The sequence below is a fragment of the Vibrio sp. J2-3(2022) genome (assembly GCF_021725735.1).
Classification (GTDB): Bacteria; Pseudomonadota; Gammaproteobacteria; order Enterobacterales; family Vibrionaceae; genus Vibrio; species Vibrio diabolicus.
This window is the reverse complement of sequence record NZ_JAKKCK010000002.1, coordinates 820707-845960: the sequence shown is the minus strand read 5'-3', so window position 1 is coordinate 845960 and position 25254 is coordinate 820707. Positions and strand designations below refer to the sequence as shown.

Annotated in this window: 22 protein-coding genes and 2 tRNA genes; 15 read left to right on the top strand and 9 right to left on the bottom strand. The window is 45.0% G+C overall.

What is annotated here, in order from left to right; translation table 11 throughout:
• The first annotated feature begins 31 nt into the window (after positions 1 to 31).
• The 6 genes from clpP to L3V27_RS11820 all read left to right on the top strand — a co-directional run bounded on the left by clpP (position 32) and on the right by L3V27_RS11820 (position 7555).
• Positions 32 to 658, top strand: coding sequence for an ATP-dependent Clp endopeptidase proteolytic subunit ClpP (clpP, locus tag L3V27_RS11845; RefSeq protein WP_005382347.1), 627 nt, complete (start codon positions 32 to 34; stop codon positions 656 to 658).
• 70 nt (positions 659 to 728) lie between these two features.
• Complete coding sequence (clpX, locus tag L3V27_RS11840) at positions 729 to 2009, top strand: ATP-dependent protease ATP-binding subunit ClpX (RefSeq protein WP_005390528.1); 1281 nt, start codon at positions 729 to 731, stop codon at positions 2007 to 2009.
• Between the two features lie 129 nt (positions 2010 to 2138).
• Positions 2139 to 4490, top strand: a complete 2352-nt coding sequence (gene lon, locus L3V27_RS11835; RefSeq protein WP_005390529.1) for an endopeptidase La — start codon at positions 2139 to 2141, stop codon at positions 4488 to 4490.
• Positions 4491 to 4681: 191 nt separating this feature from the next.
• Positions 4682 to 4954 carry an HU family DNA-binding protein gene (locus L3V27_RS11830; protein ID WP_005382341.1) on the top strand — a complete coding sequence of 91 codons (273 nt, stop codon included), beginning with the start codon at positions 4682 to 4684 and terminating at the stop codon, positions 4952 to 4954.
• A 201-nt stretch (positions 4955 to 5155) separates the two neighbouring features.
• A complete protein-coding gene (gene ppiD / locus L3V27_RS11825) occupies positions 5156 to 7015 on the top strand; it encodes a peptidylprolyl isomerase (RefSeq protein WP_005390530.1) in 1860 nt (619 codons plus the stop codon).
• A gap of 255 nt (positions 7016 to 7270) precedes the next feature.
• On the top strand, positions 7271 to 7555 hold the full coding sequence (locus tag L3V27_RS11820) for a ComEA family DNA-binding protein (protein ID WP_031780151.1): 285 nt from the start codon (positions 7271 to 7273) through the stop codon (positions 7553 to 7555).
• 98 nt (positions 7556 to 7653) lie between these two features.
• Here L3V27_RS11820 and rrtA read toward each other — a convergent pair whose 3' ends face one another.
• Positions 7654 to 8205 (bottom strand): rhombosortase, encoded by a 552-nt coding sequence (gene rrtA / locus L3V27_RS11815; RefSeq protein WP_005390532.1) that lies wholly within the window; start codon positions 8203 to 8205, stop codon positions 7654 to 7656.
• A gap of 3 nt (positions 8206 to 8208) precedes the next feature.
• Between rrtA and L3V27_RS11810 the strand changes: the two genes are divergently transcribed.
• Positions 8209 to 8823, top strand: a complete 615-nt coding sequence (locus L3V27_RS11810) for a DTW domain-containing protein (protein WP_237311907.1) — start codon at positions 8209 to 8211, stop codon at positions 8821 to 8823.
• Positions 8824 to 8829: 6 nt separating this feature from the next.
• Here L3V27_RS11810 and L3V27_RS11805 read toward each other — a convergent pair whose 3' ends face one another.
• The 3 genes from L3V27_RS11805 to L3V27_RS11795 all read right to left on the bottom strand — a co-directional run bounded on the left by L3V27_RS11805 (position 8830) and on the right by L3V27_RS11795 (position 12058).
• Complete coding sequence (locus L3V27_RS11805) at positions 8830 to 10152, bottom strand: anti-phage deoxyguanosine triphosphatase (RefSeq protein ID WP_167426774.1); 1323 nt, start codon at positions 10150 to 10152, stop codon at positions 8830 to 8832.
• Between the two features lie 15 nt (positions 10153 to 10167).
• Complete coding sequence (yfbR, locus tag L3V27_RS11800; RefSeq protein ID WP_031780152.1) at positions 10168 to 10752, bottom strand: 5'-deoxynucleotidase; 585 nt, start codon at positions 10750 to 10752, stop codon at positions 10168 to 10170.
• A 91-nt stretch (positions 10753 to 10843) separates the two neighbouring features.
• Positions 10844 to 12058, bottom strand: a complete 1215-nt coding sequence (locus L3V27_RS11795) for a pyridoxal phosphate-dependent aminotransferase (protein ID WP_005390543.1) — start codon at positions 12056 to 12058, stop codon at positions 10844 to 10846.
• A 217-nt stretch (positions 12059 to 12275) separates the two neighbouring features.
• Between L3V27_RS11795 and L3V27_RS11790 the strand changes: the two genes are divergently transcribed.
• The 7 genes from L3V27_RS11790 to L3V27_RS11760 all read left to right on the top strand — a co-directional run bounded on the left by L3V27_RS11790 (position 12276) and on the right by L3V27_RS11760 (position 19788).
• Positions 12276 to 13583 carry an isochorismate synthase gene (locus L3V27_RS11790; protein WP_237311906.1) on the top strand — a complete coding sequence of 436 codons (1308 nt, stop codon included), beginning with the start codon at positions 12276 to 12278 and terminating at the stop codon, positions 13581 to 13583.
• Positions 13580 to 15298 carry a 2-succinyl-5-enolpyruvyl-6-hydroxy-3-cyclohexene-1-carboxylic-acid synthase gene (menD, locus tag L3V27_RS11785; RefSeq protein WP_237311905.1) on the top strand — a complete coding sequence of 573 codons (1719 nt, stop codon included), beginning with the start codon at positions 13580 to 13582 and terminating at the stop codon, positions 15296 to 15298. Before L3V27_RS11790 ends, menD begins: the two co-directional genes overlap by 4 nt.
• Complete coding sequence (menH, locus tag L3V27_RS11780) at positions 15285 to 16112, top strand: 2-succinyl-6-hydroxy-2,4-cyclohexadiene-1-carboxylate synthase (protein WP_237311904.1); 828 nt, start codon at positions 15285 to 15287, stop codon at positions 16110 to 16112. The genes menD and menH overlap by 14 nt, the downstream gene beginning before the upstream one ends.
• Positions 16105 to 16971 (top strand): 1,4-dihydroxy-2-naphthoyl-CoA synthase, encoded by an 867-nt coding sequence (gene menB / locus L3V27_RS11775; protein ID WP_140281195.1) that lies wholly within the window; start codon positions 16105 to 16107, stop codon positions 16969 to 16971. Before menH ends, menB begins: the two co-directional genes overlap by 8 nt.
• Positions 16972 to 17097: 126 nt before the next feature.
• Positions 17098 to 18087: an o-succinylbenzoate synthase gene (gene menC, locus L3V27_RS11770; RefSeq protein WP_046874206.1), complete on the top strand. Its 990-nt coding sequence runs from the start codon at positions 17098 to 17100 to the stop codon at positions 18085 to 18087.
• Complete coding sequence (gene menE, locus L3V27_RS11765; RefSeq protein ID WP_182036794.1) at positions 18072 to 19499, top strand: o-succinylbenzoate--CoA ligase; 1428 nt, start codon at positions 18072 to 18074, stop codon at positions 19497 to 19499. Before menC ends, menE begins: the two co-directional genes overlap by 16 nt.
• A gap of 100 nt (positions 19500 to 19599) precedes the next feature.
• Positions 19600 to 19788 (top strand): hypothetical protein, encoded by a 189-nt coding sequence (locus tag L3V27_RS11760; RefSeq protein WP_005390556.1) that lies wholly within the window; start codon positions 19600 to 19602, stop codon positions 19786 to 19788.
• Here L3V27_RS11760 and L3V27_RS11755 read toward each other — a convergent pair.
• The 3 genes from L3V27_RS11755 to L3V27_RS11745 form a co-directional block, all read right to left on the bottom strand.
• On the bottom strand, positions 19778 to 20713 hold the full coding sequence (locus L3V27_RS11755) for a putative sulfate exporter family transporter (RefSeq protein ID WP_006743254.1): 936 nt from the start codon (positions 20711 to 20713) through the stop codon (positions 19778 to 19780). The two genes, L3V27_RS11760 and L3V27_RS11755, sit on opposite strands and share 11 nt — an antisense overlap.
• A gap of 116 nt (positions 20714 to 20829) precedes the next feature.
• A complete protein-coding gene (locus L3V27_RS11750; RefSeq protein WP_046874204.1) occupies positions 20830 to 22704 on the bottom strand; it encodes an MFS transporter in 1875 nt (624 codons plus the stop codon).
• 13 nt (positions 22705 to 22717) lie between these two features.
• Positions 22718 to 23308, bottom strand: coding sequence for a TetR-like C-terminal domain-containing protein (locus L3V27_RS11745; RefSeq protein WP_006743255.1), 591 nt, complete (start codon positions 23306 to 23308; stop codon positions 22718 to 22720).
• 376 nt (positions 23309 to 23684) lie between these two features.
• Between L3V27_RS11745 and L3V27_RS11740 the strand changes: the two genes are divergently transcribed.
• On the top strand, positions 23685 to 24557 hold the full coding sequence (locus L3V27_RS11740) for a Tim44 domain-containing protein (protein WP_046874203.1): 873 nt from the start codon (positions 23685 to 23687) through the stop codon (positions 24555 to 24557).
• 425 nt (positions 24558 to 24982) lie between these two features.
• Here the strand turns inward: L3V27_RS11740 and L3V27_RS11735 are convergent.
• Positions 24983 to 25067 (bottom strand) — tRNA-Tyr (locus L3V27_RS11735).
• A gap of 84 nt (positions 25068 to 25151) precedes the next feature.
• A tRNA-Tyr gene (locus L3V27_RS11730) sits at positions 25152 to 25236 on the bottom strand.
• Between the last annotated feature and the right edge of the window lie 18 nt (positions 25237 to 25254).

Sequence of the window (25254 nt, the reverse complement as noted above, 5' to 3'; positions counted from 1 at the left end):
TCCGGGCCATTTATTTTAGGGACATAAGAATATGAGCTACCAAGAAAAAAATGCAATGTCGCCAATTATGGACGCGCTAGTACCAATGGTGGTTGAACAAACTTCCCGCGGCGAACGCTCTTACGACATCTACTCACGTCTGCTGAAAGAGCGCGTGATTTTTTTAACGGGTCAAGTGGAAGACCACATGGCAAACCTTGTCGTGGCTCAGCTACTTTTCCTAGAATCTGAAAATCCAGATAAAGATATTTTCCTATACATCAACTCGCCAGGTGGCAGCGTAACAGCTGGTATGTCTATCTACGATACCATGCAGTTTATTAAGCCAAATGTGAGCACTGTATGTATGGGTCAAGCATGTTCAATGGGTGCCTTCCTGTTAGCAGGTGGTGCGCCAGGTAAGCGCTACGTACTGCCTAACTCTCGTGTAATGATCCACCAACCATTGGGTGGTTTCCAGGGTCAAGCTTCTGATATCCAAATCCATGCTCAGGAAATCCTGACCATTAAGCAGAAGCTAAACAAGTTGTTAGCAGAACATACTGGCCAGCCTCTTGAAGTCATTGAGCGCGATACTGATCGTGATAACTTCATGTCATCAGAGCAGGCTGTGGAATACGGTATCGTGGATGCAGTGTTAAGCCACCGCGGCGAGTAATTAGCCAGCGCATTTTGGCAAAAATTGATATACACTCATTCATGAAGAGTAAAGGCTAAGAGGTTAGCGAATGACAGATAAAAGCAAAGAAAGTGGCAGCGGTAAATTGCTGTACTGTTCTTTCTGCGGCAAAAGTCAGCACGAAGTTCGCAAGCTAATCGCAGGTCCGTCAGTGTACATTTGCGACGAGTGTGTCGACTTATGTAACGATATTATTCGCGAAGAAATCAAGGATGTTCTCCCTAAGAAAGAATCTGAAGCGTTACCAACGCCAAAACAGATCCGTGAACACCTTGATGACTATGTGATCGGGCAAGATTACGCGAAAAAAGTGCTCGCAGTTGCGGTATATAACCACTACAAGCGTTTACGCAATGGTGATACAACGAGTGAAGGTGTGGAGCTTGGTAAAAGTAACATCCTTCTAATTGGCCCAACAGGTAGCGGTAAAACACTACTTGCTGAGACATTAGCTCGATTCTTGGATGTGCCATTTACAATGGCAGACGCAACCACACTAACCGAGGCTGGTTATGTGGGTGAAGACGTTGAAAACATCATCCAAAAGCTTCTGCAAAAATGTGATTACGATGTAGCTAAAGCTGAACGTGGCATCGTTTACATTGATGAAATTGATAAAATTTCACGCAAAGCTGAAAACCCATCTATTACGCGTGACGTATCTGGTGAAGGTGTTCAGCAGGCGCTACTAAAACTTATCGAAGGCACGGTTGCATCGGTTCCACCTCAAGGTGGTCGTAAGCACCCTCAGCAAGAATTCCTACAAGTGGACACGTCGAAGATCCTGTTCATCTGTGGTGGTGCATTTGCTGGCCTAGATAAGGTGATTGAGCAGCGTGTTGCAACAGGTACAGGTATTGGCTTCGGTGCTGAAGTTCGTTCTAAAAACGAATCGAAGACCGTGGGTGAGCTATTTACTCAGGTTGAGCCTGAGGATTTAGTGAAGTACGGACTCATTCCAGAATTCATTGGTCGTCTTCCTGTGACAACAACACTGACTGAGCTTGATGAAGAAGCGTTGATTCAGATCCTATGTGAACCGAAGAACGCATTAACCAAGCAATACGCAGCATTGTTTGAGCTTGAAAACGCTGAACTTGAGTTCCGAGAAGATGCGCTGCGCGCTATCGCTAAGAAAGCAATGGAGCGTAAAACAGGTGCTCGTGGTTTACGCTCGATCCTTGAAGGCGTATTACTGGAAACCATGTACGAACTGCCATCTGCGACAGACGTAAGTAAGGTCGTGATTGATGAGTCCGTCATCAATGGTGAGTCAGAACCATTGCTTATTTATAGCAACTCAGACAATCAGGCCGCTGGAGCAGAATAAATTCAGCCGTAATGAAAAAGGAGGTAAGTAATTACCTCCTTTTTTTATTTCTCTTATTGAATCCAAACAATTAGCCCCCATATAAATCGATAAGTAATACGTAAACGTGAAAGCGGAAGAGAGAATTATATGAACTTGGAACGTTCCGAGCGTATCGAGATCCCGGTACTACCTCTACGTGACGTAGTGGTCTACCCGCACATGGTTATTCCATTGTTTGTTGGTCGTGAGAAATCGATTAGCTGTTTAGAAACGGCGATGGAAACCAACAAACAAGTTCTTCTTGTGGCACAAAAGCAAGCTGATACTGATGAGCCTACGGTTGACGACCTATTTGAAGTCGGTACGGTAGCCACCATTCTCCAGCTACTGAAGCTTCCGGATGGCACAGTAAAAGTACTGGTTGAAGGCCAGCAACGTGCGAAAATCAATCACTTTAAAGAGAGTGACTTCTTCCTAGCGGAAGCGGAATTTGTTGTTACGCCAGAATTGGATGAGCGTGAGCAAGAAGTGATTGTTCGCAGTGCGATTAATCAGTTTGAAGGCTTTATTAAGCTAAACAAGAAGATTCCACCAGAAGTTCTCACCTCACTCAACGGTATCGACGAAGCGGCTCGCTTAGCGGATACCATTGCAGCTCATATGCCGTTGAAGCTGGTGGATAAGCAGCAAGTACTTGAAATTGTTGATGTCACTGAGCGTCTGGAATTCCTAATGGGCCAGATGGAATCAGAGATCGATTTGCTGCAAGTTGAAAAACGCATTCGTGGTCGCGTTAAAAAGCAAATGGAAAAATCTCAGCGTGAGTACTATCTGAATGAGCAAATGAAAGCGATTCAGAAAGAACTTGGTGAGATGGAAGACGCACCAGACGAGTTCGAAACGCTGCAGAAGAAGATTGACGAATCAAAAATGCCTCAAGAGGCACGTGAAAAGACTGAGCAAGAGCTGCAAAAGCTTAAGATGATGTCTCCAATGTCTGCCGAAGCAACAGTGGTTCGTAGCTACATCGATTGGATGGTCAGCGTGCCTTGGGCTAAACGCTCAAAAGTTAAGAAAAATTTAGCGAAAGCAGAAGAGATTCTTAATGAAGACCACTACGGTCTAGAGCGCGTAAAAGAGCGTATTCTTGAATACTTGGCGGTTCAAAACCGAATCAATAAGTTAAAAGGTCCAATCCTTTGTCTTGTTGGTCCTCCAGGTGTGGGTAAAACGTCTCTTGGTCGTTCAATTGCTTCTGCTACAGGTCGTAAGTACGTTCGTATGGCGCTGGGTGGTGTACGTGATGAAGCAGAAATTCGCGGTCACCGCCGTACTTACATTGGCTCATTGCCAGGTAAATTAATCCAGAAGATGTCGAAAGTTGGCGTGAAGAACCCATTGTTCTTATTGGACGAAATCGACAAAATGTCTTCAGATATGCGCGGCGATCCGGCATCAGCGCTACTAGAAGTACTTGATCCTGAACAGAATAACTCGTTCAACGATCACTACTTAGAAGTGGATTACGACCTTTCTGACGTTATGTTCGTTGCAACCTCGAACTCGATGAACATTCCAGGTCCATTGTTAGATCGTATGGAAGTTATTCGTTTATCTGGTTACACCGAAGACGAGAAGCTGAACATTGCAAAACGTCACCTTGTTGATAAGCAGGTGAAGCGCAATGGTCTAAAACCGGATGAGATCATCATTGAAGACTCTGCGATTATTGGCATCATCCGTTATTACACTCGTGAAGCGGGTGTCCGTAACTTAGAACGTGAGATCTCTAAGATCTGCCGTAAAGCCGTGAAGAACATCTTGCTGGATAAAGACATCAAGTCAGTCACGGTAACGATGGACAACCTAAAAGAGTACTTGGGTGTTCAACGTTTCGATTACGGTAAAGCGGATGAAAGTAACCGAATTGGTCAAGTGACAGGTCTAGCTTGGACAGAAGTGGGTGGCGACCTGCTAACGATTGAAACTCAATCCATGCCAGGTAAAGGTAAGCTGACGCAAACGGGTTCTCTTGGTGACGTGATGCAAGAGTCTATCCAAGCCGCAATGACAGTAGTTCGCTCTCGTGCAGAAAAACTGGGTATCAATACTGACTTCTACGAGAAGAAAGATATTCACGTGCACGTACCGGAAGGCGCGACGCCAAAAGATGGCCCAAGTGCGGGTACTGCAATGTGTACTGCCTTGGTTTCTGCTCTGACAGGTAACCCTGTGAAAGCAGAGGTAGCGATGACGGGTGAAATAACACTGCGTGGTGAAGTCCTACCTATCGGTGGCCTAAAAGAGAAGTTACTTGCGGCACACCGTGGCGGCATTAAGACTGTGCTAATTCCAAAAGACAACGAGCGTGATTTGGAAGAGATTCCTGATAATGTTATCGCTGATCTGGAAGTCATCCCTGTACAGTGGATTGATGAAGTACTGAAAGTCGCACTAGAGCGAGACCCGACGGGCGTTGAGTTTGAGTCTCAAAAATAGTGATGTGCAGCAAAAATAAGTAAAAGTTTACGCTGATAAGTCTAAAAAGGCTTGTCAGCGTTTTTTTTGGGCGCTAAGTTAGTTTCGATAGCTGCCAGCCCTTGACGAATAAGGGATGGAGCATATTTTCTTAACAATGGAACGAAAGTCATCACAAAAATAATCACAGATGACACAAAGGGGAAATTACAGTGAATAAAACTCAGTTAGTAGAACAAATCGCAGAAAATGCAGACATTTCTAAAGCGTCAGCGGGTCGTGCTCTAGATGCATTCATCGAAGCAGTAAGCGGCACTCTTCAGTCTGGTGATCAAGTTGCTCTAGTTGGCTTTGGTACATTCAGCGTTCGTACTCGTGCTGCACGTACTGGTCGTAACCCAAAAACTGGTGAAGAAATCCAAATCGCAGAAGCAAAAGTACCAGCTTTTAAAGCTGGTAAAGCACTGAAAGACGCTTGTAACTAATCACAGCGTTAATTCTGTAACCGGCCATTTGCTTAACTTTTGCTCAAACAATAAGTTTCGAACAAAAATTTACAAACTTCGAGCCGAACTTTCTTAAATTATGCGCATCATACTGATGCGCATTTCTTTTTCTGATATTATTGCGCCATTATTTCTATTAGATAGAAGCAGTAGGCTTCAATTGTGGAGAGCAGTTAAATTATGATGGATCGACTACGCGAAGGCGTGAATAGCATCGCGGTCAAAATTATCCTTGGGCTTATCATCCTGTCTTTCGTATTTGCAGGTGTGGGTAGCTACATCGTTAGTGGTAACAACAACTCTGCAGCGAAAGTCGGTAACACTGAGATTCCTCGTGGTGAGTTCGAGATGGCATACCAAAATGAGCGTAACCGTATGCAAGCTCAGTTGGGTGACTACTTCTCTCAAATGCTGGCTGACCCTGCATATGTTGAATCTTTCCGCAAATCCGTTTTAGATCGAATGATCAATGACGTGTTGCTTGACCAACAAGCAGAAGCTTTAGGTCTGCGAATCAGCGACACCCAAGTTCGCAGCATGATTCTAGACATGCCTCAATTCCAATCTAATGGTCAGTTCGATCAAGAGATCTATCAAGCTTCTCTGCGTCGTGCAGGCTTTTCGCCAGACTCTTTTGCTGAGTACATGCGTCGTGAATTGGTTCGTGAACAACTGCTGAATGCACTACAAAACAGTGAATTTATTCTGCCAGGTGAAGTACAGGCAGAAGGTAAGCTGTTCACTCAAACTCGTGATATTCGCACGATTAAAATCGACTTAGCAGAGTTTGCGAAAAACATTGAATTGACTGACGAAGAAATTCAACAGTACTACAAAGCAAACCCTGACAACTTTACTCGCCCAGAGCAGGTTAAAGTCGCTTATATCGAACTGTCTGCTGAAGCGCTAAAGGAACAAGTTAATGTTTCTGATGCTGAGGTGAAAAAGTACTACGATGAGCACTTAAACAAATACTCTTCAGAAGAGCAGCGCCGTGTCGCTCATATTCTTGTAGAAGGGGACGATGAAGCAAAAGCGCAGGCTATCCTAGATGAGCTAAATGCGGGTGCAGACTTTGCAACGCTTGCTCAAGAGAAATCTGACGATTTTGGCAGCGCTGAAAACGGCGGTGACTTAGGTTGGATTGAGCGTGATGTGATGGACCCTGCTTTTGAAGAAGCGGCATTCGCGTTGAAGAATCCAGGCGATACGTCAGGTCTAGTAAAGTCGGACTTTGGTTACCATATTATCAAGCTTGAAGAGCTAAAAGACTCTGTGGCGAAGCCATTTGAAGAAGTAGCCGCTGAAATCAAACAAGAAATGGTTGACCAACAAGCGGTTGATCAATTCTACGAGCTACAAAGTGAGCTTGAGCGCGTAGCGTTTGAATACCCAGACTCATTGTATGACGCTTCTCAAGCGGTTAACCAAGAAGTGAAGACAACGGACTTTATTTCTCAAGTTGACGCACCTGAAGTGCTTCGTAACCCTGCGGTAATGCAAGCTATCCTTAGCCCAGAAGTAAAAGAAGATGGCTTGAACTCTGAAGCTATCGAAGTTGCACCTGAACATATTATTGTTGTTCGTGTTGAAGACGCACGTGATGAGACGGTTCTTCCACTAGAAGAAGTGAAAGATCAGGTTATTGCAGAGTTATCTCGCGTTAAGGGTGAGCAAGATGCGATGGAACTTGGTACACAGGTTGTTGCTGCATTGAAAGAAGGTAAGACAGATGTGCTTACTGAAAACAACCTTGCATTTGGTGAACAAGAGACAGTAGATCGCCGTTCTCCGTTGGCAACAACGGTATTCGCGATGGCAAAACCAGTCGATGGTAAGCCAGTATATGGTCAGTCTAAAGATCTTGAAGGTAACATTGTTATCATCGAGCTTGATGCTGTAAATGCTGAGCTAGATAGTGAGTTAGAAGAGCAAGTTGCGATGCAAATGCAGCGTGCATCTTCTCAGCAAGACCTATCCTCTGTGCTAGCTGTACTGCGCGCAAACACTGACATTGAGTACTTTATTGTGAGCAACTAAGCACAATTAGTGTAATTTGCATGTTAACTAAAACGGACCGCATAAGCGGTCCGTTTTATTTTTGTCTTTATTAACTTCAATCATCAATAAGCATTACTTAAATTAGTGCGCGTTTAAGTGATACCAGTCATTGCGAATATCGGGTCATCTAAGTTTGTTAAATGCATAATCACGTTGCTTTTCACTACGAACTTGGTAGTTACTTGCTCCCGATGACTGGTTTTAGCCTACTATTTTGGAGATTGTATGTTCAATATGAAATGGATTTTGACATTGTGCTTATTTGTTTTTGCGCCTTTTAGCATGGCTGCGGATTCAGCCACTGACAAATATGAAGGAATTGAAATTACCGTAAATATCAACACGGCCTCTGCTGAAGAAATAGCGACCATGTTGAAAGGTATTGGTGAGAAGAAAGCGCAGAGTATCGTGGACTACCGCGAGGAGCATGGCCCTTTTAAAACGGCAGCAGATTTGAAGAGCGTAAAAGGCATTGGTGAAGCGACAGTTAAGAAAAACGAAGACCGCATTTTACTGTAGCTTGATGTATTGCAGATATTGAGTCTGAATTCAGAACAATATCTGTTTCCCTATTACTGCTTTCCCGAACCAACCCCTCTTTCGTGGTTCGGGATTTTTTAACCGAATAAACGACGGCGAAAGCCTTTTTCCATTAGAGCCATTGTTAACCCACCGAGTGCGCCAAATAAATGAGCATCAATAGCAACGTTTGCGCCGATAAGCGCAGCAGTGCTGCTTGATGGACCATAGATCTGCTCCCATGCTACTTTGGCAATAAGCCCGCCGACCAACAACAAGCTGCTTCTTCTGCTTTCAAAGACTTCTCTGAGTGCCCAGAATCCAAATAGTCCGTGTAGTACGCCAGATAATCCCACGTACACCGACATGTTGGTAAACAAATTCATTGCGCCAACAAATGCGCACAAGAGTGAGAAAACGATAAGGAAGTTGCGAGTGCTTGGACGAAAAATAAAAGTAATGATCCACAATCCTGCCAGGTTCATCCCTAAGTGCGCAAAGTTGGTATGTGTGAGATTTCCTGTTACGATTCGCCACCATTCGCCATGTCGTATATTGTAGCTGTGCCACTCGGTTAGGCTTGCCATTGGTTCGAATTGAAGTATCAAACAGATCACGCTGATAATACTCAGCAAGGTATAAAGGTTCACTCTATGTCTCGTTATTGTTCTCGTTGTGGAAAATCGCAAAAAGCGTGTATTTGCCAATGGATTGTACCGTTGGCAAGCGAGGTAGAACTTATCATTCTTCAGCACACGAGTGAAGAACATCGTCCGCTTGGTACGGCACGGATTCTCAATTTGAGTTTAGATAACTGTATTTGTCTGATAGGAGAGGACTTTTCTGGTGATGATGTCTTAAATCACTTGTTGGCGGATGAATCATATCAACATTTTGTTCTTTACCCATCGGAACAGTCACGATGCATCTCTGAAATTAATCAAGCGAGCCTTAGTGTATCTAAGAAAATACGTTTGATTTTGCTCGATGGGACGTGGAAAAAAGCGTACAAAATGTGGCAGCTTTCTAGCAATTTACATCCACTCCCAACCGTGCAATTACCGAAGCAATTACAAGGGCATTACACCATTCGTAAAGCGCCCTCTGAGAATAGCTTATCGACAGTCGAGGCAGGTTATCATTCGCTTCGCTTGCTTGAACCCGAGAGAGACTTTACACCGCTTATGCATGCCTTTGAAAAGATGATCGAATTCCAAATCGCCCAGATGCCGCCGGGCGTATTTGAAAAGAATTACTTGAAAGGTTGAGTGTTACTAAAGAACGATGGAAGAGAAAAGTTGACGGTGCAGCTTTTGCGCGTGACCATCGGTCATAGCAGAAATGTAATCGGCGATGACTCTCATCTTATTGCTTTCGCTTTTCGCTTGGCACCACAGTTCTCTTGTATGAACAGGCAGCAAGCGCTCTGGGTCCGCTGTTAAGGCTTCAAAAATGTCCATAATAATTTGCTGACCCTTATACTCAACGATCTGGACCTGAGGGACTTGGATAACGAAGGTGCTGACAAAGTGCTTGAGCACGTCAAGTGCTCGTGCCATTTGTGGCTCTAAACACGCATTCCAAGACAGTAATGGATTATTGAAAGGCTCATCCATCGCCTTGATTGAAATGCTGGTCAGGAGGGCGTTAACCATACCACCGATGGCATCTTTCCGTTCATGATGCTTACCACTAAATAGCATCTGTCCGATGGAATCGATATGTGCTTCAAACCACGGGTCGCCACAGTCCGCTAATTGACTTGCTGCGCCTTCTTGCCATTGCTGACGTGTCACCATACCAAGCACGATTGCATCTTCTAAATCATGAACGCCGTAGGCGATATCGTCCGCTAGCTCCATGATTGAGCAATCGAGTGATTTAAAGCGCGTTTTACTGTGCTCAAACTCCGATTCTGGTTTTGAGCGCATTAGGCTAAGCAATGCCTTGTCGTTGTCAGAAAGCGGTGCAATTACCCAATCAAATAAGTCTTTGTCACAATCATAAATGCCCTTAGCTGGGCTCCAATCTTTGGCTTTTAGTTTACGTTGATGCTCAGCTGGTTGAGGCAACTTGACGGAGCGTGTTTGACTAATAAGGGCAGGGTACTTAATCAAACCAAGCAGTGTGCGGCGTGATAAATTCATTCCGAAATGCTCGGTATAAGGCTCTAACTTAGTGACGATACGAAAGGTTTGGGCGTTCCCCTCGAAGCCGCCATGTTCGCGCATTACGTAGTTTAGAGCGACTTCTCCCCCATGACCGTATGGAGGATGCCCGATGTCGTGCGCCAAACATAATGAATCAATTAAGCTGTCTGATGGCAATAGATCACGGAACTCTGGTTGTTTTTTCTTTAACTGGGCGACGATACCGGTCCCGAGTTGCGACGCTTCTAAGGAGTGTGTTAACCGGCTGCGGTGAAAGTCTTCCAAGCTATTGCCGTGTACTTGGGTTTTTGCTTGTAAGCGTCGAAATGCAGCCGAGTGAAGAATGCGTGCTCGGTCTCGTTGGTACGGGCTCCGATGGTCGTCACGACGGATTTTATGCTCATCATCATGGCGCTCTTGCCATTGCGGGTGTAATTCAAACGACACGATTATCTCCGTAAGCTAACTGATTTCATCTAACGATAATTCGAAACTTGGGGCAAAGGTATTGAGGAAGTAATCCATTTCAGGCGTTCTACGTTCTTGCAAAGTGATGTCTAAGCGTTTTTTTGCCAGAGCGAACTCATGATTGCCTGCGCTTAGTTCTTCGAGACATTTTAAATAGGCACAGATGGAGTCGGCTTGCTTGACGATTTTTGCGTCCTCTTCGTGTGCAGAGTGAGAAAGAAGGTAGGGGGCAAATTCATCTTGGAACTCTTCCGGTAACATTGAGAGTAATTTTTGTTCCGCTGCCGATTCTATCTTCTTATATTCTTTGGCAATTTCAGGGTTGTAATACTTCACTGGGGTTGGAAGGTCACCCGTTAATACTTCGCTAGAGTCATGGTACATGGCAAGAATCGCGATGCGTTCTGGATTGAGGTTGCCGCCGAACTTTTTGTTTTTAATTAGGGCAAGGGCATGAGCGACAAAAGCAACTTGTAAGCTATGCTCTGAAACGTTTTCTGGTGAGACGGACCGCATTAAAGGCCAGCGTTGGATCAGCTTCATTCGAGCCAGGTGGGCGAAAAAATGGCTTTCTTTCATGGCTTTCTCCGTTTCTGGTGTAAAAAAAGGAACTCACTAGGAGTTCCTCTAAGCATATGAGAGATCAGCACTAATTACTACCAGTGATTCATTACTGGCTGTAGGTTGATAGGAATCGCTCAAAACGTCCAATGGCGATTTCTAGATCTTCAACGTGCGGTAGTGTCACGATGCGGAAATGGTCTGGTTTTGGCCAGTTGAAACCGGAACCTTGCACCAGTAAGACCTTCTCTTGTTTTAAGAAATCTAAAACCATCTGCTGATCGTTCTTGATGTTGTACATTTTTGTGTCGATTTTCGGGAAGAGGTACATCGCACCCTTAGGTTTGACACAAGAAACACCAGGAATCTGATTGATCAGTTCATACGCTCTATTGCGCTGCTCTAATAAGCGTCCGCCAGGTAAAATCAGTTCATTGATACTCTGGTATCCACCTAGCGCAGTTTGAATCGCATGTTGCATTGGTACGTTTGCACATAAACGCATCGATGAAAGCAGCTCCAAGCCATTCACGTACCCTTGAGCTAGGTGTTTAGGTCCCGTTAGGAACATCCAGCCACCACGGAAACCACAAACACGGTAGGCTTTTGAAAGGCCATTGAATGTCATGACTAGCACATCTTCAGTGAGTGTGGCGACTGAGGTATGTGTTGCACCGTCGTATAACACTTTGTCGTAGATCTCATCTGCGAAAATGATCAGTTTGTGCTGGCGTGCTATCTCAATCACTTCAAGTAGGAAGTCACGGCTGTATACCGCACCTGTCGGGTTGTTCGGGTTGATCAGAACAATGCCACGTGTCTTTGGTGTGATTTTCTTTTTGATGTCTTCAAGGTCTGGGTACCAGTCTGCACCTTCATCACATAGGTAATGAACCGGCTTACCGCCTGATAGTGCAACTGAAGCTGTCCACAACGGGTAATCGGGAGCTGGGATTAGCATTTCGTCGCCATTATTTAACAGCGCTTGCATGGCCATCACGATCAGCTCAGACACGCCGTTACCCACATACACATCTTCGACATCTAGCGAGCGGATACCTTTACGTTGATAGTGTTGGACCACGGCTTTACGAGCAGAGTAAATGCCTTTGGAATCACAATAGCCTTGAGAAGTCGGCAGATTACGAATCACGTCGACTAAAATTTCATCAGGGGCGTCAAAACCAAATGGGGCAGGGTTACCAATGTTTAGCTTTAGGATTTTATGCCCTTCTTCTTCCATGCGCTTAGCATGTTTGAGTACAGGACCCCTAATGTCGTAGCAGACATTATCGAGTTTTGACGACATCCCGATATTTTGCATTGTATAATTCCTAAAAATTCGTTAATTTCTTTATTAAAATACAATAATTTGTTTTTTATTAGAATATATATCTGTAAATTATCTGTTTGCTGGTTAAGTTTTGCTCGTTTGCTATCACAGGATTTTGCAAAAGATCGCATACGACCTTGATTTGCTTTGGGTCTAAACTTAGAGTAGCCGTCAGTTACCATTTATCCTCACATACTACGAGGTTGATTTGTCACAGTTCCATCAAGCCGTAAAGAGAATTATCGAGCGAGTTCAGCAAGCGGAAGGCAATCAAACACGTCTGGTCGAGCCCCTGAGCGAGAAACCTAATTTCTCATTTATTGATTGGCTTGATGCACAACCACTTTTCCCTAAATTCTACTGGCAGTCCCGCGATACTCGTGAAGAGGTCGTTGCACTAGGGCAATTACACGCTTTTGTTGAGCCAGGCCCTGCTTATACCATTCTAGGTGAAGGGCAACGAGTCTGGGGCGGACGCTCTTTTGACGGCCAGCATGAGAAGAATCGTCGCTGTATGCCTTCTTTCTTCTTTTTGCCTCAAATTGAGTTAATTCGTTTTGATCAACAATGGTCTCTCGCAGTTAATATTTCAGAAGACAAAGCGCGAACCCTAGCAGGACTGCATAAACTGGTTTGTGAGGTCGCGACCTTAGCTCCTATTTCTTCTCACATCCGCTCTATTGTTCATACGCCAAGTCAGCATCAATGGAATGAGTTAGTTCATAAAGTTCTGACTGGTATAAAGAATGATGATTTTAAGAAAGTGGTATTGGCGCGTCGCTCTACCGTGCAGCTTGATAACACATTAAGTGCTGCACAATTGCTGAAAGCGAGTTACTTAAATAACCATCATAGTTTCCATTTCATGCTGAGCTTAGACAGCAAACACAGCTTTATGGGTTCTACGCCAGAACGTTTGTATTCTCGCGTAGGGCACGAACTTCATACCGAAGCGTTAGCAGGCACGATAGGTCGAGGGGACAACGCCACTCACGATATGGAGTTGGCGAATTGGTTATCCCAAGATGAAAAGAACCTCAATGAAAACCAATATGTAGTTGATGACATTATTGATCGCCTATCACCGCATTCCGAAGCGGTTGAAGTGGAGGCCGAGGCAAGTTTGGTTAGGCTACGAAAAGTGCAACACCTCAAGCGAAATATTCACGCGAGCCTAAAGACGGGAATAAACGGTGTTCAGTTGTTATCGGCGCTTCAGCCGACGGCGGCGGTTGCTGGCTTACCTCGACAAGAATCCATGCAGTTTATTCTTGATAATGAGCCCTTTGCGCGCGGCTGGTACGCGGGGTCAATGGGTTACATAAGCCATGAACGAGCAGAGTTTTGTGTCGCGATCAGAAGCGCGCTTGTTCTCGGTGACCAAGTACAACTGTTTGCGGGCGCAGGTATTGTGCCAGGCTCTGTAGCAGAGCATGAGTGGGCGGAACTTGATAAGAAAATGTCGACGTTACTTACGCTGATTTCTGATCACCCCCCGTTGGGAGTCGCATCATGAATCATGACCAAGCGGTGCTCAATCGAATTTGGTCAGAAACCATATTGATTGAGCTTCAGCGATTTGGCGTTAAGCATGTTTGTATCGCTCCTGGCTCTCGTTCTACTCCTTTAACTTTAGAGGCGGCAGAACAGTCCAATTTTTCTATTCATACTCACTTTGATGAGCGTGGTCTCGGCTTTATGGCTCTTGGTTTAGCGAAAGCTACTCAAGAGCCAGTGGCAATCATCGTTACCTCTGGTACGGCAGTGGCGAACTTATTACCAGCCGTTGCGGAGGCTAGACTTACTGGTGAAAAGCTGGTGCTGCTCACTGCGGATCGTCCGGTGGAGCTCGTTGGTTGTGGCGCAAACCAAGCGATTAATCAGTTGGGTATTTTTTCACATCATGTCTCGGCCAGCTTGAATTTACCAAGCCCAACTTTAACAACATCGCTTAATTGGTTGCTGACCTCTGTTGACGAAGTGATGTTTACTCAGCAACTGCAAGGCAGTGCTGTTCATATTAACTGTGCATTTCCAGAGCCTTTGTATTCCAATGGTGCAAAAGCGGATTATCACACCTACTTAGACTCGGTAGCCGGATGGCGAAAAGGAAGTGGTAGTTATACCCAGCGTTTTAGCCACTTATCACAGGCGCAAATCCCGTCTTGTGCGGATAAAAAAGGCTTGGTTGTGATTGGCAGCTTACCGCTTGAACAAGCGAAGTCGGCGCAGGCATTTGCACAAAAGATGGGATGGCCGGTACTTGCAGACCCGCAAAGTGGTCTCAGTTCGGATTGGGCGCATTATGATGTATGGCTTCAACTTCCCGAGTTCGTAAACGAGCTTGAGTCTTGTGAACTTATTATCCAATTTGGTAGCCGAATCATCTCCAAACGTTTGAACCAGTGGATTGATAAACAAGTTTCGCAAAATCAACAAAATAAAGACGTTCAATACTGGTATATCTCGCCGCGTATGGACCGTAATAACCAAAATCATCTGGCGCAAATGCACTGGGTTGAGTTTCCTCAAACTTGGGTTTCTCGCATTAGCTTTGAGAAGCCAATATTTGCTGGTTGGGCTGATAGGTTAGCGAATGGAGTTAAGCGAGTTCATCAACGTATCGAAGAAGCTTTCCTATCTGATTCAGCTTCTGCCATTGACGAAATTGCGTTGGCAGCAGACATCAACGAGCGCACTAAAAACGCTGATGTCTTTTTGGGTAACAGTTTGTTTGTTCGACTTGTCGATATGTACGGCAAACTTGATGATGTAGAAGTGTTCACTAACCGAGGCGCGTCAGGCATTGACGGTTTGTTTGCTACCGCATCAGGTGTGCAGCGAGCAAGAGGTAATCCGTTACTGATGTATATTGGTGACACATCAGCACTGTATGATCTCAATTCACTAGCGCTGTTTTCTCACAATAAATTGCCGACGGTACTTGTGGTCACAAACAATGATGGTGGCGCAATTTTCGATATGTTACCGGTGCCTCAGGAGCATCGCACTGCGTACTACCAAATACCCCACGGTTATCAGTTTGAACATGCAGCCAAACAGTTTGGTTTAAAGTATGAGAAGCCAACTACGTTAGAAATGTATCAAGCAATGGTTGCCGAGCACCTGTCGAGCGGCCAAGGCACACTGCTGGTGGAAGTTCAAACTCCACCAAGCCAAGCCGCAGAGTTGATAAAGGCATTTAATAAGAGCCTGCATGCTTCACTCTGAGCGTCTCTCTTCAACTGAAAAACACCAAAGTGGCGACCTTCCCACTCTGGTGTTTTTGCATGGCTTTTTAGGAAGTGGTGCTGATTGGCAAGCTTGTTTGGATGAGCTGACTCAGTTTGAACGAGTCGTTATAGACCTTCCTGGTCATGGTCGCAGTCAGTTTACAAAGTGCAACGATTTCGATGATTGCTGCAAACTTCTTAATTCCACACTATCTTTATTATTTCCCTCACAACAACCACTTATTTTGATTGGTTACTCGATGGGCGGCCGTATTGCGATGCATGGTATTGCCAATCAATGCTTCTCAGATCTCAATATTGTGGGCGCAATTGTTGAAGGGGGAAACTTCGGGCTTCAAACTGAGTCAGAGAAACAGGTGAGATTGGAGAATGATGCTCGCTGGGCAAAGCGTTTCAAAACTGAACCACTTGAACGTGTTTTGAACGATTGGTATCAGCAAGCGGTGTTTTCTTCACTAAACCATGAGCAAAGACAAACATTAATTGCGAAGCGAAGTGATAATCTTGGCTCGGCGGTCGCGAGCATGCTGATTGCAACATCGTTAGCCAAGCAGGCGTATTTGTTGCCCACACTGAAAAAGCAGAATATACCGATGTATTACTTGTGTGGTGCGAAAGACCAAAAATTTAGCCAACTGGCACAACGTAGCGGGTTGGCGTATCGACAAGTTGAAGGCGCAGGACATAACGTTCATCAAGAGCAGCCCCAACAATTTGCGATGCATATTAAGCACATAATTCAATCTCACTTTGGTGAGAGTAACGAGAACAATGGGAATCACCATGGCTAAAACAGTAGGCATTTCTGAAGAAGAACTTTACGCTCCGGTTCAATGGAAAGATTGCGGCGAGAAATACGAGGATATTCACTACCATAAATCTGAAGATGGTATCGCGAAAATTACCATTGCACGCCCACAAGTGCGTAATGCATTCCGCCCTCAAACAGTAAAAGAGATGATTGATGCGTTGGCAGATGCGCGTTACGACTCTGGTGTTGGCGTGATCATTCTGACAGGTCTAGGTGAAGACGCATTCTGTTCTGGTGGTGACCAGAAGATTCGTGGCGACTACGGCGGTTACAAAGATGACCAAGGTACGCATCACCTAAATGTATTGGATTTCCAACGTGATATCCGTACTTGTCCAAAACCTGTTATTGCTTCAGTTGCGGGTTGGGCTGTTGGCGGTGGTCATGTACTGCACATGATGTGTGATCTAACAATTGCAGCAGACAACGCGCAGTTTGGTCAAACGGGCCCTAAAGTGGGTTCATTTGATGGTGGTTGGGGCGCGTCTTACATGGCTCGTATCGTAGGCCAGAAGAAAGCTCGCGAAATCTGGTTCCTATGTCGTTTCTATAACGCGCAAGAAGCGTTAGACATGGGCTTGGTCAACACGGTTGTGCCGCTAGAAGAGCTAGAGAAAGAAACTGTTCGTTGGTGTCGTGAAGTGCTTCAGCATAGTCCAATGGCGCTACGCTGCCTGAAAGCTGCATTGAATGCGGACTGTGATGGTCAAGCAGGTCTTCAAGAGCTTGCGGGTAACGCAACGATGATGTTCTACATGACCGATGAAGGACAAGAAGGTCGTAACGCATTCAACGAGAAACGTCGCCCAGACTTCGACAAATTCCCTCGTAACCCATAATTCGTATAAAAAGAGGAGTGTTTTAGCTCCTCTGTTCCATTTTTCCTGAGCGCCTCGCCCTCTGGGAGGCTGGTGGGATTGCTCGCCAGAACGCTCAAATATACGGCATTACATAGGACTCGAATTATGCGTGAAGCGAAAATTTATCGTTATATCTTGCCCATGGATAGTGGTGTCATCCTGCGAGACAATAAGCTAACTGAACGTGTTGGTTATGTTGTTGTGCTTTCTGAAGGTGACCAAATAGGGCTTGGAGAAGTCGCTCCTCTTCCTGGTTTTAGTTTAGAGAGCACCGAAGATGCTGGTATTCAGCTACAGGAACAAGCGGAGCGTTGGGTTGCTGGATTGGATGTGGATTACGCCAACATGTATCCATCGGTCGCGTTTGGTTTATCGATGGCACAGTTAGAGTTAGCTGGTGGCTTACCCCAACAAGGTAAGTATCAAACAGCGCCGCTGTGTACTGGTGACCCAGACGAGCTCATTCCAAAGCTGAACGAAATGGAAGGTGAGAAAGTCGCGAAAGTAAAAGTCGGGCTTTATGAGCCAATTCGCGATGGCATGCTTGTGAACCTTTTCCTTGAATCTATCCCTCAATTAACGCTTCGACTTGATGCAAACCGCGCTTGGACACCAGAAAAAGCGCAGCAGTTTGCTAAATACATTACTCCGTCTCTGCGTCAGCGCATTACCTTTTTGGAAGAGCCGTGCCGCTCTCCTGGCGATAGTCTCTCTTTTGCTATCAATACTGGTATTGCGATTGCTTGGGATGAAACGTTGCAAGATGCGGTTCGTCGAGAGGATTTCCGTCTTGAAGATCTAACTGGTGTGAAAACGATCATCATCAAACCCACACTCATTGGTTCGGTGGATTTTTGTATTACACTGATAGAGAAGGCGAAGTCACTGGGGATGAAAGCGGTTATTAGCTCGAGCATTGAATCCAGTCTCGGCTTAACGCAATTAGCGCGCTTTGCCCAATGGCAGCTGCCTGATGAAGTTCCAGGTTTGGATACGATTGGCCTATTCAAAGCTCAGTTAGAGCAAGGCTGGCCTAAGTGTGAACTTCCCGTTCTTCCTCTGAAAGATCAGGAGATTGTGTGGCATTCTGCATAGACAATGTTGCGAAGGCACCGTGGAAATATTGGGCTCAAACGAGCCCTTTTTCTATTGCACTCAAGACACCAACAGAAACATTAAACTGGCAACAACTCTCAGTACGTATTGACCAATACGCTCACTATTTGAATGACTTGGGCGTAACGCGGGGAGATGTGCTGACTTTGGTAGGTAAAAACCAAGTCGAAACTCTGCTGTTTTATCTTGCTTCCAAGCAGTTAGGCGCACTTGCTGCGCTGACCATGGTACAACCACTCGATACGCTACAGAGTAAACTTGCGACCCTTTATAAACCTGAACAAACTCGGTTTATCTGGTTTGCTCAGGAGTGCGCTTCGACCTTTTCTGAACATGATATACAAAAACTCAAGGCAACATTGCTTTCACCACCTGTAGTATCACAGCAAGAGAGTGACTCGTTGACTGAAGATAGCTATCATCATGACCGGCTCGCTTCAGTAGTATTTACTTCTGGCTCGACAGGGGAGCCTAAAGCTGTGGTTCATACACATCGACAACACCTTGCATCCGCAGAAGGCTTGTTGCAAGAGTTCATTTTCACTCAGCAAGATTCTTGGCTATTGTCGCTTCCGCTTTATCACGTCTCTGGATTGGCGATTGTATATCGTTGGCTATATGTCGGAGCGACATTGAAAATCGGTACAGGAAAACTTGTCGAAGATATTCAGGGCGTGTCACACGCATCTTTGGTTGCCACGCAGCTCAAACGGCTATTGGATGATGATGCTCACTTGTCATTGACGCATGTGCTATTGGGCGGCAGCCACGTTGCTCACGAGTTGGCGTTGAGAGCAACAGGACGAGGGATTGAGGCGTGGTTAGGTTATGGGATGACGGAAGCAGCCTCTACCGTTACCGCAAAGAGAATTGACAGTATCAGTAATGCTGGACACGTATTGAATCATCGTAAGATAAAGTTGGTTGACCAACGCATTTTTGTCGGTGGTAAAACATTAGCGGCAGGGTATTTTCATCAAGGTCATGTTACTCCGTTTCTGGATGAGAAAGGCTGGTTCGACAGCAAGGATCTCGGTGAGTGGCAAGGTGACGAGTTAAAGATCATCGGCCGTGCCGACAATCAATTTATCTCTGGTGGTGAGAACATTCATTGTGAAGAGATTGAGGCAGCATTGAACCAAATTGATGGCGTGGTGCAGAGCATAGTGGTTCCAGTCGAAGATGCGGAATTTGGTCATCGCCCTGTTGCTGTGATTCAGACCAATGATTTGCGCAGCAAAGCGGAATATGACCTGCATTTGCAATCCAAATTAGAGAAGTTTAAATGGCCAGTGGAATACCATTTAATGCCACAAGTGCTACTAGAAAGTGGGATCAAAGTTTCTCGGAAGGCAGTGAAGGAGTGGCTATTGCCATCAATTCAGCATTAGTCAATTTTGCTATGTATTAGTCAGAAAGGGAATTTCGTATCCTTATAACTCTGAATCATAATTATGCTTCTTCGAAGAGAGAAAAGGCATAAGGTTCAGGATGGTAAAGCTAGTATTAATTGCGGCGGTAGCACTACAAATTGGTATTGCAATAAGCAGTGAAGGGCTCGCCCGCTCTCTTGCAGAGCTGACGGCCTTTTTGATCGCTATCGCATTGGTTGTTACATACAAAAACAGCAAACTTGAGCCGTCGTCATCTCAACACGATGAGAAGACCACTAATATCTAAACAATAACCAACTTAGAGAAGTGGTTGAAATTAACACCCACAGAGTTACACCAAACAACAGTGGCTTAGCTCCAGCAGACCTCAGCTTCGAAATTGAAATGCTGCAACCAATCAGGAACAGGCACACCACCAAAGCTTGTTTCGCTCCAACGAAAATACCGTGATAGACCATTTCAAATTGAGGGAAGAAGTCGCTAAACGCGATGGCTGCGCAGTACCAAAAAATGAAATAAGGAATAACTAACTTTTTCGTTCCATTCTCTTTCTGGTCTCTCGAAAAGATCACGGCACTGATCAGTGCAACAGGGATGATCCACAAAGCTCGTGCGAGTTTTAACGTTGTTGCTGTAGTTAGTGCTTCTTCACCGTACGCTGAGGCAGCCCCAACAACAGAAGAAGTGTCATGAATAGCAATCGCGGCCCATGTACCAAATGTGTGTTGATCTAGCCCTAAAGCATGCCCAACCACAGGAAACACGAATAGTGCGATGGAGTTTAGGACAAATACCGTTGCCAGTGCTAATCCAATCTGTTCGTCTTTTGCTTTAATCGCTGGTGCCACCGCGGCAATTGCACTACCACCACAAATTGCTGTACCTGACGAGATTAAGTATGCGGTTACTCGCTCCAACTTAATTATTCTGGCAATGATAGTGCCTATGATCAGTGTGCCCGTAATCGTGGCGATAATCAGACCGATACCATCCGATGTAACAGAGAGTGCTTGCTCAAAGTTGATGCCAAAGCCTAAACCAATAATCGAGTAGGACAACAGCTTTTTAGTAAAAGAAGCAATGGGCAGTTCTGAAGGCACAAAACCAAAACTTGCGAGTAGAAAACCAATAACTAGGGCAATAGGAGAGGAGACAAAAGGGGTTAAGCAAAAGAGTAACGCCAATCCAAACAAGAGGTAGTTTCTATTCAAGGTTTTTATTCGCTGTTGTGAATGAAAGCGCGAGTATATCGCACTGAGTGTGGTCAGTTTGTCTTAATGATTTGAACACATGTTCAGTTATTCTAAACATGTGTTCAAATGTATTTTTATCGCCAGTCGCCTCTAAGTTGATGCACTCTATCGAACATCGTTTTTGCCGTTGCTTCATTTGGTGGAACCGGCTGTCCGGCCTCAATTTCTAGCTTTGACCAAAATCGAGTCGGTAAGCCACAACATGCGCGGCCTTTCGCGCGGCTGAAATAGCTTCCCCATAAGCCTTTGAGTGCCACGGGTATGACAGGTACTGGGCTGCGACGCAGAATAATATCAATGCCACGCATGAATTCATTCATTTCACCGTCTGAGGTTAATTTCCCCTCTGGGAAAATACAGACGATATGTCCTTCGCTTAATGCGGTTTCTACATCATTAAATGCACGCCTGATGGAGTTTCTGTTACTCGCTGAAATCGGAATTACCCCAGTTCTGCGTAAAAAGCGTCTTAGTGGAGGTAGGTTGGCGTAATCTTCCTCCATCACAAAACGAATCAACCTTGGGCATACTGCGCTAAGTAGCAAGGCGTCCATATAGCTCACGTGATTACATACGATCAACGCACCGCCTTGTTCTGGCAAGTTATGTAGGTTTTTATGTTTCACTCGATAAATAGTATGAGTTAGCATCCAAACCACAAAACGGACAACGAATATCGGTATTTGCAAAAAAATGTAAGCGGCGACCAAGAAATTCAAAATGGCTAACAATGCAAACAATTGAGGAATTGTCATCTTGATTACACTTAGGCACACAATACCTAAGACAGCACTGCCGACCATAAACAGAGAGTTAAAGATATTGAGCCCTGCGATGACTTGCGCGCGCTCGGTTTCCTTTGCTCTATGTTGCATTAATGCGTAAAGCGGCACGATAAATAACCCGCCAGAGGCGCCAATCATCAATAGATAGAAAAATAATGGCCAAAAAGGCTCATATCTAAAGAAGTCTACAAAGTTATGGAAGATAGGTAGGTCACTTGGAATGGAGGTTGCCATCAAGTACCCAAATACCGTAATGCCAAGTGCGCCAATAGGCACAATACCGACTTCGATACGATGATTTGAGATCCAATTGCAAAGTAGCGACCCCAGCGCGATACCAATGGAAAACAGAGCTAGCAAGAAAGACACCGCACTCTCGGTGCCATTTAAGTAAATCTTGGTGAAATTCGGGAACTGGGTTAGATAGGCGGCGCCTAAAAACCAAAACCAGCTTATCGCCATAATACATTGAAAAACAACACGATCTGATTTTGCGATGGATAGCGTGTGTTTAGTTTGTTTGTACGGTTGCCAACGAAAAGAAAGATTAGGTGCGCTGGCGGCTGCAAAGGGTATTGAGCGGCTCGACAAATATCCCAATAATGCAAAGAGTACGACACAAAATGCGGCAAGGTATTTTGCGTTGTCTGCTGAGGCGATAATTCCAGCACCTAGGGTACCAATAAGGATGGCGATAAAGGTACCAGCTTCAACAAGGGCGTTGCCTGGCACTAACTCTTTTGCGTTTAATTTTTGGGGCAAAAGGGCATATTTAACCGGTCCAAAGAATGCTGACTGTGTGCCCATTAAGAACAGTAGCAGCAAAAGCACACCATAACTTTCGGTTATAAAACCAATGGCGCCCAAAAGCATGATGGCGATTTCAAACAGCTTTACCTTGCGAATAAACCATGATTTTTCATATTTATCGGCTAATACGCCAGCTGAAGCGGAGAATAGAAAGAACGGTAGAATGAACAAGCCAGCCGCTAAATTGATGAACAAGTTGCTCGAAATAGGTAGTGCGCTGGATCCCGCGAAGGCGACAAACAGCAGCAAAACGTTTTTAAAAATATTGTCGTTGAAAGCGCCAAAAAACTGAGTAATGAAATAGGGTAGGAACTTTCTTTGTGTAAGTAAGGACGGCTGTCTGTCGGACGACATGGATAATCCTTTGTTACCAGTTTGTGAGGTAGTTAGAAAGCAGGTTACTGATTAATTCTTTACCATCAATGGGTTCACTAGAGAAAAATTTATCATCAACACTGAGTAAAGTAATACCGTGTACGCCAGACCAAAGCACTCGACTTGCTTGAATCACTTCGGACTCGGTACGATGTGGTGCGATTTGAGCCAATAGTGACTCCAGCATTCCTGTCATCCCGTCGATACGTTTGGCATGCCATTCTGGAAGTTCTGCACCATTCATGTTGTGCTCGAACACTAACTGCCAACGGTAAGGGTGCTTTTGAGCGAAATCGTGGTAGCAATAAGCCAGCTCAAATAGAGCTTGATGAGCGTCTTTACTGCTATTGGTCGCCTTCAGTGCTTCTTGGGAGAGTTCGTCTAAAGTTTGCGCGACTACGTGTAAAAGTAACAGGTTATAGTTGCCAAAGATGTTGACTAATGTGCTTGGCACGTAACCAATCATGTTAGCGATTTTACGAAGACTGAGTTCGTGGTAAGAATTCTCATCTAAAAAGTTTTTGACTGTTGTTAAAGTCAAATTCACTAACTCTTCTCTGGTGTGATCGTTTCTGCGCGCCATACTCTCAAACTGCTTTATTGAACATCGTTCAATATGATAGTCAGCTACCTATTAACCGTCAACAAGGCAATATACTCAAGTGACGTCAAGGTCCAGGATTCTGAGCTGTGTCACTGATTCTAATTCAATTAAAATCCCCAAGTAGCAGCGAGTTCATTCCCAGCATTTCTAAACGAACCAAGTATCTCGAAGTTAACCGAGAGCGGTCTGTATCTTTGGCAATATTCTGATACATGTCAGCTTCTGTAAGCTGTTTTCATCAACAGGCATACAGAGTATGATGACGTAACAATCATCTTTGGCGTGCTACTGTTTGAAACAATCGTTGTTTCGTCTGATAGAGCACAATCTTAGATAGCTAACTTTAAGGATAACGATGAAACGTTTATTTTCTATTGTTGCTCTGTTGATGTTTACCGTTGCTGTAACGCCTATCGCGGAAGCGAAGAAGTTTGGTGGCAGTAAGTCTTTCGGTAAGAGCTACAAAACAGCGCCAGCACCAAAACAACAGCAACAAAACACCAATACGGTCGGCAAAGATCAGACGGCGAAGTCTTCAAGTAAAAAAGGCTTAATGGGTGGTCTGCTAGGCGGACTTCTTGCTGGTGGTCTACTTGCTGCATTCTTTGGCGGTGCTTTTGAAGGTATCCAATTTATGGATATCCTAATTATTGGTTTGATTGCCTTTGTCATCTTTAAATTAATGCGCGGTATGCTAGGTGCGAAGCAGGGCAGTATGAACCAGCATCGTCAGCAACCTGCATTTGGTGGTAACGCATCTAAGTTTGAGCAACCAAACATGCAAAACTTTGAGCAACAGCCAAACACAAATAATGGTGGCTTTGGTGGTTTCGGCGCTCAAACGGACGTACCACATAACTACCCACCGGGCTTTGACCAAGCAGCGTTTATTAACGGCTCTCGTGAACACTACCGAATCCTGCAAGGAGCGTGGAATCACAATCAACTGGAAACCATTGAAGAATATGTTTCTCCAAGCTTGTTTGAAGATCTGAAAGCAGAGCGCGCGAAGCTCGACGGTGAGCAGCATACTGATGTAATGTACGTTGATGCAGAGATCGTCCGTGCCGATTACGATGCAAATAAAGCACAGCTTAGCCTACAGTTTAGCGGTCGTTACCGTGACACAGTAGAAGGTGTTGAAGAAGAAATCGAAGATATCTGGCACCTAGAGCGTGACCTGACTGTGCCTAATGCACCATGGTTAATCGTTGGTATTCAAGGCTAGTCACCTTTAAACCAATTTAGTCACTAATAAAAATCCCGCGCCCCCTGCGGGATTTTTTGTATCTGTCGTTTGTATCTACGAAAGATATTTTTATAAAACCTGCCAGGTGGAGTCTTCATCATAGCTCGCGCTTAACTCTGCCGAATATCTTTTTGCTAGCTACTCCTCAAGTGCTTTACTGAATGTTTTTAGCATTCACATTATGGTCATTGCGATAAAACAAGGACAAAGTGCTAGTACATTGTTTGTATTACAACGACCAGATCCGAACTTTGGCCATAGGAGATTCGCTTTGGCCCAGTTGTTAAAGTAGGATCCAACAGAGGGAGAACCGCGAAGAAGTTGGGTTAAATAAGGAAGGTCTTGTTACTTTATCAAGAATCCGAAACGAAAAAAGCCAGCTCAATGAGCTGGCTTTTTCAATATGGTGGAGGGGGACGGATTCGAACCATCGAAGGCAGTGCCGGCAGATTTACAGTCTGCTCCCTTTGGCCACTCGGGAACCCCTCCAGGGTGTTTTATACTTGAAAGATAGTTTCCCAACCTAGCTTCCAAGTTGTTCTTATGTTCAAAGGAAAAACACAAGAAAGAATATGGTGGAGGGGGACGGATTCGAACCATCGAAGGCAGTGCCGGCAGATTTACAGTCTGCTCCCTTTGGCCACTCGGGAACCCCTCCAGGGTGTTTTATACTTGA